Below are 13,481 nucleotides of genomic sequence, written 5' to 3' on the forward strand. Positions count from 1 at the left end.
GGTTGCTGCCTATTCCTCCGGGACCGCTTCCTGAGGAGGGCCGGGCCAGACTCGTTCAGCAAGCGCAAGGACGGGGGGTAACGCCGGGTTGTCCGAGGTCCCGCGCCACGCCATCCGGAGATAGATCGGCAGGGTTTCGTCGACCACCCGGAGGAAGTGCACGTGCGGATCGGTCACGTTCTCGGCCACGGAGGAAACCGTCAGAGAACATCCCACCTCGGCCCCGACCAGCGCCATGGCGGTCCACGAATCGGGGGCTCTCTGGACGATGTCCGGATCGAACCCAGCGCCCAGGCTGAGCCTGCGCAAACGATCACCCAGTACCGAGCCCTCGTGTGGGGGCAATGCCACGAACGGCTCTCCGGCAAGATCAGCGACACGTACCTCCTCTTTCGAGGCGAGTCGATGGGACGCCGGGACAGCCATCACAAGGTGTTCCTCCACGATGATGCGGGACTGGACACCCGCGGGCACAAAATCCCACCGGCCGAGGCTGACGTCCACGTCGCCCGTGAGAACCCTCGCAAGGGCCGGGAGCGCGAAATCCTGACTGTTAAGCCGGAATTCAATTCCCGGATGAACCCTCCGAACTTCTCGGGCGAGCATACCCACCAGGACGTGGGTCGATGCGCCGGCATAAGCGAGTTTGACCGTGCCTATCTCTCCCCGACCAGCTGCCAAGGCCCCGGCTTTGGCACGCTGCGTTGCGGCCAGGAGCTCCCTGGCGGGCGCAAGTAACGCCGCGCCGGCCGCCGTCAATTGGACGCTGCGTGTGCTCCGGAGAAAGAGGTCTGTGCCGAGGTCCCGCTCGAGTTGCCGCACCATCCGGCTGACCGGGGGCTGTGCAAGGTGGAGCCGCTCAGCCGCCCGACCGAAATGCAGCTCCTCCGCCACAGCGAGGAACACCCGAAGCTGTTGAATTTCCATGGAGTAATTCTTTCAGATAGCGCAATAATCCAACAGTCAATAAGTATTGGACGCACTGTAATCCCCGGTGGGATAGTGAAAATGATTTCTCCCACGGAAGAGGACCCATGACACCGCAGAGCAACGCGACTCCCCTTGCCCCGGAGGTAGCCGAAAACCGCCACACCGAACGCTCACGCCGGGACCCTTTCGGCCGCAACTCCAGCGGGCCTTTGGCCGGAATCGTTGTCGCCGACTTCAGCCGGGTGCTGGCCGGACCCTACTGCACGATGCTCCTGGCAGACATGGGCGCCACAGTAATCAAGGTCGAGAGCCCGTCCGGCGACGAAACACGTGCGTGGAAACCACCCGTATTCGAAGGCCAATCGACGTACTACCTCTCGATCAACCGCAACAAGCGCTCCATCGCGCTGGACTTCGGTGACCCCGGCGACCTCGAGACCGCACGCACCATTGCCGAAAGCGCCGACGTCGTCGTCGAGAACTTCAAGCCCGGCGGGCTTGACCGCTTCGGCCTGGACTACGCGTCCATTACGGAGCGCAACCCCGCCGTCATCTATGCGTCCATCACGGGTTTCGGCTCCGCCGGCGGGGCGGCTCTGCCGACCTCTTCCCCGGCGTGCCGGCACCCCGGTTCTCCCCCGCTGCGCTCCAAGCCTTCCTGGCCTGGCGGTGGCCAGGCAATGCGGGCGAACTGGCGCGGTTGCTCGCCACCTTGCAGCAGACGACAGGCGGCGGCCTGATTCAAACCAAAGACCTACCGGTGGCCATGCTCCAGGCATCCTGGTCCACACTGGGCCGTTACGAGCAGTCAGGGCGCGACGCGATCGTCGCTGCCCTGCGGGATGCCGAGGGGAACAAGTCCCGCGCGGCGGAAATCCTCGGCATCGGCCGCACCACCCTGTACCGCAAGATGCGTGCGCTGAAGATTGACGACGAGGAACGGATGATGGCTCCCGGGGCTTGATCAGGCCGCGGTGCCGTCAGCGAGGGCTTCTCCTCGCCCGGTCCACGTCTTGATGGCCGTCCAGCCAACGGCGGCGGTCGGTACCGCCAGCAACGCACCGATAACGCCTGCGAGCATGGTGCCGATGGCCAGGGCCAGCAAAATGGCCAGCCCATGGATATTCAGGACTTTGCCCATCAAGACCGGTTGCAGGAAGTGGTGCTCCAGCTGGTTGGCCGCAATGAGGACAGCGAGGACGATGAGGGACGTCACCGGACCGTTCGAGATGAGGGCGACCCCCACGGCCAGGGTCCCGGCCGCGGTGGAACCAACAATGGGAATGAAGCCGCCGATAAACACGAATACGCCCAGAGGCAGGGCCAGCGGGACGCCGAGGATCGCCAGGACTGTTCCGATGATCAATCCGTTCAACACCGCAATGAGAGCCGTGCCACGGACGTAGCCTCCCAGGACGGCGGCACTTCGCTCTGCAGCCAAATGGGCCTTGGCCTGGTGGCTGGCCGGGAGGAATCCGAAGAGGAATGTCCGGATCTTCTCGCCGTCTTTGAGGAAGAAAAACAGAATCACCGCCATGAGAACCAGGCCAGCCAGAATTTCACCGACAGTACGCGCCCCGGTCAGGGCTTCGGCACCGAAACTACTGCTAGTGAAGAAGCGCTGGATGGAATCACCCAAGGACCGGAGCTGCTCGTCACTGACTTTGAAGGGGCCATAATTCAGGAATTGGTGCAGTTGATCAATGCCTGCGGTGAATTTCGCGGCAAGTTCCTTGGATTGCCCCCTGATAAGAAAGACGATTCCGGTGATGACCCCGCCGAAGACTGCAAGGATCCACACGAAAGACCCCGCAACGGCCAGGGCCCTCGGCCAGCGGCGGCCGGTCAGCCAACGCACAAGAGGTGAAATTGCCGAAGCAAGAATGAGCGCGATCATGACCGGGATCATGACGAGCGGCACCCTGGTCATACCCCACAGAATCACCCATGCCAGCGTGATGACCAGGAGCGTCTGCCCTGAACGGATCCCGGCGCGGCCGAGGCCGTCGGACCAGATCGCCGACGTGGTGCGTTTGTCCGGGGAATTATTGCCTTCAGTCAATGGATCCCTTCCTGGCCTTGGCTCCGGCAGTGACTGCCTCACCGTAGCGCATGACGAACGACCTGCGCTTGATGACCCATACCAGACGACGGTTAGCCCGCTACGAGGGCGACAGTCCCCGCCTCTGACGCGAGGTATGCCTTCCCGGCGGGCTGGTGATCAGCTGGGACGAGATGCGTAACGCCTGTCGCATACGCGACCACCCCGGCGAGGGTGCCGGCGCGTTCGTGGGCTTGCCGCTGCCGGGCGGCTCCCGTGCCTTGGCCGAGGATCCTTTGCAATCCCTCCTTGGCGTAGGGCGCGTCCCCGGTCTCTTCCAGGGAATCGCGCACGTGGGCGTAGAGCGCGCCGAGAACATGGCTTGCGGCGAGGGGCTTGCGGGTTTTCGGATCGAGCAGCTCCCCGTCCAGGCCGAACCGGCTCGCGCGCCAGGCAGCCTGCCGCAGGACAGCTGCAGAAACCATGTCCGGCCGCTGCCCCTCTTTCCAGTCCCTGGCGGCCGTATCCACCAAGGCACGCACCAATGCCGCAATCAGAACGGCATCCCGGGAATCAAGGCAAACATCGGAGACGCGGATCTCGACAGTTGGGTGTCGGGCCGACAGCCGAGCATCGAAATCCGGACTCATGACCACCCCGGTACCCGACAGTTCCGCCACCAGCGATTGATAGGCCCGGGCAGACCCGAAGACCTCCGTAGGACCGGCGCTTGACCATCGATTCCAGGCTTGGGTTCGGAAACTGGCGTAACCACTGTCGGCCCCGTTCCAGAACGGGGAATTCGAGCTCAGCGCGGTCAGGGTCGGAAGCCAGGACCTGATCCGGTCCAGGACTGCGATGCCTTCCTCATCCGAATCGACGGAAACGTGGACGTGATATCCGCATGTCAGCTGCTCCCGCGCCGTCAGGGCAAACTTTTCCAGGAGCGCGTCGTAGCGGTCCGTGGCGGTTGCATGGGGAGTGACCGGCAGCGGCGAGGTACCGAGGGCGGCAATTCGTGCGCCCACCTTCCAAGCGAGCGAATCGGCGTAAAGGCGTCCCGCGCGTATTTCAGCGGCGAGTGCCCCCAGACTGCTGTGCGGAGAGGTGATGACTTCAAGTTGCTCCTGCTGAAGCTCGACCGCCATCGTCGGGCGAAAAGACGGAGCCTCCCCCTCGGGACCGGCATCATGAAGGCGCAACACATCTCCCGCCAGAGGCACGGGGCTGCCGTTGTCAGGATCCACGATCAGAAATTCTTCTTCAACACCAAAAGTACGCACTTGCCAAGTGTGGGCCACAAAAGCTGCCCCCAAAAACCACATGTCGCAGCGCCGCCCGACAGCTCACCCTGATTGGTCAGTTCCGAAGAGGCGCCTGCGCTATTAACTGGTCGGCGTCACGACGTCTTCCAGCATTGACCTGTCGAAGAATCGGATCTCGCCCGTTGACTGGAAGAACACCGGAACTATCGAGGTGTTCGCGTCCTTGGAGGTTTCGTAGATCTCCGGCGCGCTGCCGTGTTTTCGCGCAATGGTTCCGACTAGCTCGGTGCCGCGAACCCGGACGGTTCGATATTTGTAGCTCATCTGGACCCCTATCGTCAGCCAAGGCAAACGCTACTCTGTACCAAGGCCGTGAGGTTCGCAGTAGCGTAGTGAAAGAGGTTGAGTCGGCCCAGTTCGGGCAGGGGTTCTTTCGATACAGACCCCAGGGCGACGGCAAGGGGCGTGGTCGTCGCCGTCCGGGACCGAGAACTGACCACAAAACGACTGTGGATCACGCCCATGGGCATGGTGCCGGAGGCGGTTGTCAGGCGGCGGACGCTGCAGATCGGGCATCTCGATGTGAACTGCATCCCGAAGGGCGAACCTCGGGTCAAAATCGGCCATCATCGATAATGCCAGGCTGCAGAGCCACTTCCACGCGATCGGCGAAAGCCATCACTGCAATCCACGGGATCCTCGCTCCAGAGCAAGCCAGCTGCCGTAATGGTCTTACAGTTGTTGCGGGTGCAGCCATCGTAAGAAACGAATCGGCATGTTTTCTTGATTCGTGTCTTCACCTGATGCCGTCGATGTCGATGGGGAGGTGGGATGGGCCGCGCAGGAACGGGCTCGGTCGGTAGGGTGGCGGATCTGAGACGAGCCGCGGGTTCTCCAGCCTGCGTGCAAACGCGGTGAGGGCGATCTGTGCTTCAAGCCGGGCGAGCGGGGCGCCAAAGCAGAGGTGGATGCCGCCGCCAAAACCGAGGTGCTGGTTGTCGGGGCGTTCCGGCATGAAGCAGTCGGGGTCGGTGACGTGGGCGGGATCACGGTTGCCCGCGGCCAGGACCAGCGTAAGGGAGGCCCCGGCAGGAATGGTCGTGCCGGCGATGTCGATATCGTCGAGGGTTGTGCGAAACGGAACGAAATGCACTGGAGGCTCGTAGCGCAGCAGTTCCTCAACCATCGGGATGACCAGATCGGGATCCTCACGCAGTCTCTGGAGCTCATGCGGGTGGCGGAGCAAGGTCAGCGCCCCGTTGGAGATGAGGTTCACGGTGGTTTCATGTCCTGCGATGAGCAGGAGAAGCCCGGTGCTTACGAGTTGTTCGGGGGGCATGCGGCCTTCAGGGCCGTCATCAGTGGCAAGCGCTGAGAGTAAGTCATTCCCCGGTGCCTTGCGGTGGGCTTCCACTAGCTCTTCCATGAAGGCCCGCAGTTCCTTCCCTGCCTCGGCTCTTTTCTTTTGCTGGGTTTCGGGATCGAGCCCGGGATCAGTGGATTGCAGGGCGAGGTCCACCCAAGTCCGGAATCGGTGTTCGTCTCCGGGTGCTACGCCGAGAAGTTCGCAGATGATAGTCACCGGTAGTGGGTACGCCAAGTCATCCACCACGTCGACCCTGGTGCTGCCCTCCATCTTGTCGATCAGTTCGGTGACGATTTCCGTCATCCTTGGTTCCATCCCGGCGACGCGACCCGGCGTCGTCGGTGGGCCGAAGTGCCGCATGGTGATTCGTCGAAACTTGTCGTGATCGGGTGGGTCCATGCTCAAGAAGGTCGGAGTCATGCCGGGGCCGTCCCCGTCCTCGCCGGCTCCCGCATCGGCTGCGACCGGGTTGTGACTGATATCGGAACTCACCCTGGGATCATGCAACAGCGAGGCGATCTCTGCGTAGCCGCTGACAAGGTACGCTCCGTCCTGAAGCCGTGCGACGGGGGTCCTGCGAAGCTCCGCGTAAAACGGGTAGGGGTTCGCTCTATTGGAGTAGTCGAGGATTTGCTCCCAAATGCTGTCTTGGGTCATGGTGACCGTTCCTTCGTCCTTGCGCCGGGTTCTGCCGGTCTCCGTGAGGGCGTTTCCCCGGCATCGGGGTTGGTCAGCCGCGCACGGCGTTCATTCGGATCGTGTCCCGTGACGACGACGGTCGCGTCCTGGGTGGGGCTGGCCGCTGGCTTGAACCCAGCAGGCACGGGCCGGGCATCGCTTGACTCGTCAATGTGATGGAATTGCGGAGGGAAGGGTGCCGCCTGCTCAATCAGAGGTTCATAAAAGTCGAGCCACTTGTTCTGGTTGAAGGCGACCGCCGCCACGACGCGACCTTTGTAACCGTAAACGGCCAGGAATCGCTTCTCCGTCACTGACCCTTGGACGATGGCGACCTCATCGGCAGCTGAGGGCACCCCTACGCTTTTGATCTCGATGCCGAATTGAACTGACCAGAACTTTGGCACCGTCAAGTGTGGCCACCGTTCGGTCTCCTGGCTGACCATGTTGTGCGCCGCCACCTCGGCCTGCGATATGGCGTTGCCCCAATGCTCGACGGCGAGGTATTGATAGCCGTACATCGGCTGCGGTGCGCGCGCTATGTCGCCGGCGACGAAGACGTCATCGGTGACCAGCCCGTTCGCATCAAACGCGCGGCAGCCGGCGTCGCACGCGACGCCCCACACGCCACATGCCAACCCGGAATCTGCGAGCCATTCGACATTGCGAATGGAGCCCAGTGCGGCGACCGCGACGTCCACCTCGAGGGCTGTTCCGTCCGACAGAACGGCCCGGCGGAGCTGTCCCGTAGCATCACCTTGAAGGGCGGTGACCCGGACACCGCAGCGCAGATCCACACCATTCTCGATTTGCAGCTCCCCGGCTATTACTCCGATCGCACTGCCCAGGGCGGCCACGAGGGGAGCCGGACCAGCCTCTGCGACAGTGACGGGCAGCCCGAGTTCGCGGCAGACGGAAGCGACCTCACAACCTATGAAGCCGGCACCGATGACGAGGACCCGACGGGGATGACCCGCGAGGAGCTGCCGCAGGGTTGCGGAGTCCTCCCTAGTGCGCAATGTCAGCACACCTGCAAGGGCTGCCTCCTCTGTATTGGGCCAGGGACGCGCCCGCAAACCTGTGGCAATCAGCAACTTATCGAATCCGATCCGGCTGCCGTCGGCTAAGTGGAGCTCCTTCGTCGCCAAATCCAAGCTGGTCGCAGCTACGCCCAACCGCCAGGTGGCGCCAATGTCCCGGAGCCGCGGCAACGAGGTGTCTTCCAAGGGCGCAGACCCGGCGAGTACCTGTTTGGACAGCGGAGGCCGGTCGTAGGGCTCGTGCGGCTCTTCGCCGACCAGAGTCAGCGCTCCGGTGAATCCTTCCTCCCGCAAACGTTCCGCGGCGCGGAGCCCGGCTATTGATGCGCCCACGATGACGATCCGACCGGTCTTCTTGAAGGTGCCCCCGTTGTCCTCGATCGTCCCGTGTCGTGGGTCCGGATGCAGCGCTCCGTCCAACGCATCCGGTGGTTCGAGCCGGATGGCCTGAACCGGACACGCGGCGGCGGCCCGCCGAATCTTCGTGAGCTGGGTCCTTTCCGGGTGCGGGTCGTAGCTCAACGCCTCGTCCCCTTGAATCGTGAAGACGTCCGGGGCGAGAAAGGCACACTGCGCGTAACCCTGGCATTTCGTGAGATCAACAACGATCCTCATGCCTGTTTCTCCATCCTGCCAGCCTGCCCTGCCGTCTGGCCGGCCGCCTCGTCCAATCCGAACCGGTGCGGTCCGGCGCCCTCAGGTTTGCGGGAGAGGGAAGAAGACGAACTCGATACTATTCACGATCAGGTGAATTTGAGTCTAGGCCCGGCATGTGGAGAGCGGAAGGGGAGGATGGAGCCAACTAAGGGCGACGATGCCGAGCTGCGAAGTAAGGACCACGATAGCGCCGCCGCCAGCCTTGCGCAGGTGCGGGAGCGCAGCACGAGCACATGTGTACGGACCTCGGCGGCTTCGTCGATCGCGCGAAATGATCGCCAGAGCCATTGCCGTTGGATCCATACCCTTGGACCGCTGGAGCTCAGCCGTTTCCCGTGTCGTGCCTTGTTCTGGCCGGTTTAGCCGTCCAGGACGCGTCCGGTGTTGACCGCGACGAGTTTGCGAATGTCTTCGCGGCTGACCCCGGCGTCGAGCAGTTGGCCGAGCACACGTTCGTAGGAATCGATGGGGAACGGATTGTTCTTCTGTCCGAGGTCGGATCCGATGATGGTGTGGTCGATTCCCACGGCGTCGATGAAGCTGAGCATCGTATCGACATTCCACTGGAAGAATGTTGTCCGGTCGTCATACTGGACGAGTCCGTGCTCGACGACGGCGCCGAGCTCCACCCATTCCCGGGCCTGGGCCGGGTTGGCTTCGATAACGAAATTGGGGTGGTTGACCACCATTCGGCGCAGACCCATGGATTTCGCGGCGCGGAGTACAGCGGTGATTTCGGGTGGGGACATGTGACCGGTGGAGAGGATGGCGTCTGCGTCCTTGACCAACTGAAGGACTTCCCGGGTTTCCGGCAGCAAGTTTCCGGCGTCATCGAGAACTGCGATGGGCGTTGTCTTGCGCAGGGTGATGCTGGTGGAGGGAAATTTGAGGTGCTCTTCGCGGTCGTGGACGCAGATGTGCTGTTCGGAGGACACCGTGGGCATCCAGACCATGCGTCCGCCCATTTGGAGGCTGAGTTCGACGGCGTAGGGGTTGATCCCGCCTACATAGTTGTTGAGTGCCACACCGCTGTAGACGGGGATAGGCAGTCCGCCGATCGCGTCGTCGACGGCGGCGACGTCGGTGACCATACTGTGGTGATGCGACTTGACCAGGATGGCGCGGAACCCGGCCGCGTGGGCCATGTCTGCGACGCCGCGGATGCCGATGTTGCGCGGGAATGGTGAAGGTGCCGGATGAACGTGGAGGTCTACCGCTCCGGTGAGGAGTTCGGGGATTCTTTCGTCGGTAAAGACGTGTTCGTACGTGGCAAGTGCCGTCATGGTTGTTCTCCTTGTCAGACTGGATGTTTGTTTAGGCCCGGAAATTCGTCAGTTCGGCAGCGTGTGGGCCCATGTCGACGTCGCGGGTTTCAGGGCCGAGATACGCGCCCACAGCCAGGAGCAGGGCTCCGATGACGATGAGGACTACTGGTGTATAGGCGATCGGCATGAAGACGGCGAGCCCGCTGAGGTAGAAGGTGTAGAAGGCCGGGATGATCAGGGCAAAGCTGTAGCCGATGCCGTAGCCGCTGGCCCGGATCGCCGCCGGGAACCTTTCCGTGAGGTACGCCGCTACGGGTCCGAACGCGGAGATGGTGAATACATCGATGACGACGGCGAGGATCGTCACGGCGACCAGGTTCTCGGCCGGGGTGTTCAGAAGTGCGATGAATGCGGCGGAGGCGATGAGAAGGGAAGTGATGCCGAAACCGATGTAGAAACGGCGCCGGCCGAGCTTCTGGGAAAGTGACGCGGAGCCCAGAAATCCGCCGATGGTGACAACGGACGCGATCAGCATGATGACGCTGACGGTCTTGTCCGGCACTCCGACGGCGTTCTTGAGAGTTGCCGGGAGGATGGCGGCCGCAACGTTGGTGAGGAACCACAGGCCCGTCATCAGAATGAAGACCTGCAGGAGGCTGCGGCGGTGCTTGCCCAGAAAGAGGGCTCGAACAGGTGATTCTTTCGCTGCAGACGCTTCAAAGCCCGGAGCTTCCTCAACGTGGCGGAGGTAATAGAAGAAGACAGCGGCCGCGAGGATCCCGCCGATGACGAACGGGATCCGCCACCCCCATTGAACGTAGGGCGAGGCAATGCTACCCGCGGGAAGCATCATGAGAAGTGTGAAGGTGAGTATGGCAATGGTGGCGTTGGCCAGGGGGTTGGTGGCCGTTATCAGGCCGCTGGCCAGCCCACGGCGCTTCTTGGGAGTCCATTCCATGGCCAGCGGGACAGCGGTGCTGTATTCACCGCCGAGGAAGACTCCGCCTATGAAGCGCAGGAGGACGAGGAGCACCACGGACCACATGCCGATGCTTTGGTAGCCAGGGAGGGCGGCGATAGCCAAAGTGGCCAGGCCGAAGCCTGCCAGGGCTACGAGGGTGAGCTTGTGCCGGCCGAATTTATCCGCGAAGTGGCCGAAGATCGCCGAGCCGAGCGGACGGGCGATCAGGGTCGAGGCGAACACGAGCGCAGCGATGGTGGCCGCGGTTCCCTTGTCCATCTCGGGTGACTGAAAGAAGATCATGGCCGGGGCGAGGGTAATGATGGGCAGGTAGATATCGAATTGGTCGGCGTAGTAGCCGAAGATGCCCCCTTTGAGGGCGGACCGCCCGGGATGCGCCTTGCCGGCGCCTGTGTTCGATGCGTTTGGCAGCGCTGGCGGGGCAGGAATTTTCACGGTTTCGTGCGTGGACATCGTCGTCCTCCGTTGAGGTTGTCGGGGATACATGAGGGATGGGTGCTAGTTCTTGCGGTTTGCTTCGGCCACGGCCATGCGTGTCGTGGTGGTGTTCGCTCGGGTTCCGCCGCCCAGAGCCGCGGACAGTTCAGCTGCCGCGGTCGCCACGTCCCATGCCGCTTGCGAATCGCGGTCCAGGCCCAGGACGTGGTTGGTGGCCACGAGTGCTAGGGATGCGCAGATGCCATGTTCGTCGAAGATCGGTGCCGATACCGCATTGACCCCGCCCAGATCGGGGCTGGTCGCCACTCCGGTTGACCTCGTGAGTTCTATTTCCATCCGAAGGGCATCCTGCTGTTCCGGCGGCAGCGCCGAGAGCATCCGTTCGGCCCGGAGCTGGTCCGAGGTAAATGCGAGGAATACCTTGGCCTGCGCAGAAGTCAGTGGAAGCTGGGAACCGACCCGGACGGAGACCACCACGTTGCGGCTGGTGTCTTCTTCCACGCGTGAGACCACCGGTCCCGCCGAGCCCCACAGGCTCAAGACGGCCGTCATGTGTGCGCTTGAACTCAGTTCGCGCATCACCGCGGGAGCGAGGTCAAGAACCTTGCGCTGGCCCAGGGCGAACGTGCCGAGCTGGAGGAGCAGCCCTCCCGGGGCGAACGAACCGATGGCGTGCCCGCGCTCCAACAGCCCTGCTGCGACAAGCGAGTTGCAGTACCGATAGACCGTGGACCGGTTCATCCCCAGGAGCTCGGCGGCCTCGGCAGCCGTCAATTGGGGGCGGTTGGGGCCGAACAGCTGCAGAATCTGCGCAGCCCGCGTGACGGCCTGGATATCCGACGCGGAGCCGGAGGAGGTTTCTTCAGACATGTGATGCCCTGTTCTCACTGTTCGGAATAGTAATTTTAGGTTCGCAATGCGCACCAATAGTTGATACTCTAAGTGAACTGCACCACAAGCACAAGCGCCCCATAGCCTGCTGTCGGGTCGAACATCCCGATAATGCCGAATATTGCGTTCGTACTGTGAAGCCGAGATGCCGCTAATCGAACTATTAGCCAGATACCGAGACTCAAAGGAGAGATCCCATGTTTGATAAGTCAGACCCACGTGCAGGATTGGGACGCGCAACCACGCCCACGAAAGCGCCTGACTCCGGCACTCCCATTGCGGCCGCGTATTACACGGAATTTGACGGCGAGCCAAGCCTGGTCAGCCCGCTGGGCAGCCCCACATGGATCGTGCGCGGCCAGAACTTCCTTGTGGCCTACTCCCGCCTGTCGGCCGGCGACGAGTTGCGCCGCCCGGAAGCCCAGGACGAATACATCGTCATCCTGCACGAGGATGACGCGATGGTCACCATCGAGTCATCAGGCGCACCGGCTACGATCAAGGGCCAAATTCTCGCAGTGGTTCCCCCCGGCAAGTCCGTCATCAGGGCAGAGCAGCCCACCGACGTCGTCCGGGTCTTTGACATCCGCACTGGCGATCTCGCGGCGCAAGCAGCCAACGCCGCCGATTACCTTGAAGACCATCCGAGAGTAGCGCCCCTGGAAATCTGGCCTGAGCCGGCCGATGGCGACAAACTACGCGTCTATCCGCTCGATGAGATCGCACCCGAGCCCGGCAGGTTCGGTCGGATCTTCCGGACTCGCACCCTCATGGTCAACTACATGTACCCGAGCGAGGGACCACGCGACATCTCTAAGCTCTCCCCCCACCACCACGACGATTTCGAACAGGGCTCCCTCGCCGTCCGCGGCGAATTCGTCCACCACATACGCACACCGTGGACCCCGGACATGAACCAGTGGCGGGACGATGAACACACCTCCGTGGGCAGCCCCTCCCTGGCCATCATTCCGCCGCCCACGGTGCACACCACCGGGGCGACCGGAACCGGAACGAACATCCTCATCGACATCTTCAGCCCACCCCGTGAAGACTTCTCTGACCAGCCAGGCTGGGTCCTCAACGCCCACGAATACCCTCGCCTGTAGCGCCCGCCCACAACGTTCGAAGAAGGCTCCCATGTCCATACTCCACACACCCGGGTCACTTGGCACCTGGGTCAAAATGCCGACCATCGAATCGGTGCAGATCCTTGCGCACGCCGGATTCGACTTCGTTGTCATCGACCAGGAACACGCCCCTATCGATGTCCGCACCGCCTATCAACTCATCAACACCGCCACGGCGGAGGGGCTGCTTGCCCTGGTTCGCGTCGAAGAACTGCGGCCCTCGACCATCCAGCGGATTCTGGACGCGGGCGCCGGCGGCGTCCTCATCCCCCACATCGACACGCCCGAACAAGCCGAACTAGCGGTCCGGGCCGTCCGATTCCCGCCCATGGGGACTAGAGGAGCAGGAGGCACCAGCCGGGCCGGACGCTGGGGTACCCTCCCGACAGCCGAATACTTGGCCTCGGGAAACGAGGCTGCGCTATGCATCCCGCAACTTGAGAGTGGACTCGCGATCGAAAATGTCGAGAAAATCGCAGCGACCGACGGCGTGGATGCCCTCTTCGTCGGCGTCGCCGACCTCAGCATGGACATGGGAACAACACCCGGCGACCCGGAAGTCGTCCGCCTCTACCTCCACGCTTTGGACGTCGCACACCAAGCCGGAAAACCCTGCGGCTTCGCATCTGGCACGGCTGCCGGTGCCCGCGCCGCACTGGACCAGGGATTCGACTTCGTCATGGCCAGCAGCGACACCGCCATGCTCGTGACGCAAGCACTGGATACTGCAAGAACGGTCAAGCAACTGCAGGCATGAACCTGCAAGATCATTCGAGCCGTCGCATATTCCTGGGGTGC

At 62.8% G+C, this 13,481-nt stretch carries 15 protein-coding genes; 4 read left to right on the forward strand and 11 right to left on the reverse strand.

The annotated features are described in order from the left end of the window. Positions 1–9 precede the first annotated feature (9 nt). Positions 10–927: a LysR substrate-binding domain-containing protein gene (locus tag ABD884_RS12955; protein WP_345046166.1), complete on the reverse strand. Its 918-nt coding sequence runs from the start codon at positions 925–927 to the stop codon at positions 10–12. A gap of 107 nt (positions 928–1,034) precedes the next feature. Between ABD884_RS12955 and ABD884_RS12960 the strand changes: the two genes are divergently transcribed. Beyond that, positions 1,035–1,670, forward strand: coding sequence for a CoA transferase (locus tag ABD884_RS12960; RefSeq protein WP_345046167.1), 636 nt, complete (start codon positions 1,035–1,037; stop codon positions 1,668–1,670). Further along, on the forward strand, positions 1,589–1,894 hold the full coding sequence (locus ABD884_RS12965; protein WP_446680547.1) for a helix-turn-helix domain-containing protein: 306 nt from the start codon (positions 1,589–1,591) through the stop codon (positions 1,892–1,894). The genes ABD884_RS12960 and ABD884_RS12965 overlap by 82 nt, the downstream gene beginning before the upstream one ends. Here ABD884_RS12965 and ABD884_RS12970 read toward each other — a convergent pair whose 3' ends face one another. The 10 genes from ABD884_RS12970 to ABD884_RS13015 all read right to left on the reverse strand — a co-directional run bounded on the left by ABD884_RS12970 (position 1,895) and on the right by ABD884_RS13015 (position 11,532). Then, a complete protein-coding gene (locus tag ABD884_RS12970; RefSeq protein WP_345046169.1) occupies positions 1,895–2,992 on the reverse strand; it encodes an AI-2E family transporter in 1,098 nt (365 codons plus the stop codon). A 92-nt stretch (positions 2,993–3,084) separates the two neighbouring features. Next, entirely contained in the window at positions 3,085–4,254 is a 1,170-nt protein-coding gene (locus ABD884_RS12975) for a carboxylate-amine ligase (protein ID WP_345046170.1), read from the reverse strand. 102 nt (positions 4,255–4,356) lie between these two features. Beyond that, positions 4,357–4,560 carry a hypothetical protein gene (locus ABD884_RS12980; protein ID WP_345046171.1) on the reverse strand — a complete coding sequence of 68 codons (204 nt, stop codon included), beginning with the start codon at positions 4,558–4,560 and terminating at the stop codon, positions 4,357–4,359. Positions 4,561–4,574: 14 nt separating this feature from the next. Next, a complete protein-coding gene (locus ABD884_RS12985) occupies positions 4,575–4,829 on the reverse strand; it encodes a hypothetical protein (RefSeq protein ID WP_345046172.1) in 255 nt (84 codons plus the stop codon). 203 nt (positions 4,830–5,032) lie between these two features. Beyond that, positions 5,033–6,259 (reverse strand): cytochrome P450, encoded by a 1,227-nt coding sequence (locus ABD884_RS12990; protein WP_345046173.1) that lies wholly within the window; start codon positions 6,257–6,259, stop codon positions 5,033–5,035. Then, a complete protein-coding gene (locus tag ABD884_RS12995; protein ID WP_345046174.1) occupies positions 6,256–7,935 on the reverse strand; it encodes an FAD-dependent oxidoreductase in 1,680 nt (559 codons plus the stop codon). The genes ABD884_RS12990 and ABD884_RS12995 overlap by 4 nt, the downstream gene beginning before the upstream one ends. A 144-nt stretch (positions 7,936–8,079) precedes the next feature. Further along, the gene (locus ABD884_RS13000) at positions 8,080–8,265 is read right to left on the reverse strand and encodes a hypothetical protein (RefSeq protein ID WP_345046175.1); all 186 of its coding nucleotides are present in this window, start codon (positions 8,263–8,265) and stop codon (positions 8,080–8,082) included. A 71-nt stretch (positions 8,266–8,336) separates the two neighbouring features. Further along, positions 8,337–9,260, reverse strand: a complete 924-nt coding sequence (locus tag ABD884_RS13005) for a DUF6282 family protein (protein ID WP_051423204.1) — start codon at positions 9,258–9,260, stop codon at positions 8,337–8,339. 31 nt (positions 9,261–9,291) lie between these two features. Further along, entirely contained in the window at positions 9,292–10,677 is a 1,386-nt protein-coding gene (locus ABD884_RS13010; RefSeq protein WP_345046176.1) for an MFS transporter, read from the reverse strand. Between the two features lie 45 nt (positions 10,678–10,722). Beyond that, a complete protein-coding gene (locus tag ABD884_RS13015; protein ID WP_345046177.1) occupies positions 10,723–11,532 on the reverse strand; it encodes an IclR family transcriptional regulator in 810 nt (269 codons plus the stop codon). Between the two features lie 218 nt (positions 11,533–11,750). Here ABD884_RS13015 and ABD884_RS13020 point away from each other — a divergent pair, with 218 nt between their 5' ends. Then, positions 11,751–12,662, forward strand: a complete 912-nt coding sequence (locus ABD884_RS13020; protein ID WP_345046178.1) for a cupin domain-containing protein — start codon at positions 11,751–11,753, stop codon at positions 12,660–12,662. 31 nt (positions 12,663–12,693) lie between these two features. Then, complete coding sequence (locus tag ABD884_RS13025; RefSeq protein WP_345046179.1) at positions 12,694–13,440, forward strand: HpcH/HpaI aldolase family protein; 747 nt, start codon at positions 12,694–12,696, stop codon at positions 13,438–13,440. The last annotated feature ends 41 nt before the right edge of the window (positions 13,441–13,481 follow it).

Source organism: Arthrobacter methylotrophus (assembly GCF_039539965.1).
Taxonomy (GTDB): Bacteria; Actinomycetota; Actinomycetes; order Actinomycetales; family Micrococcaceae; genus Arthrobacter; species Arthrobacter methylotrophus.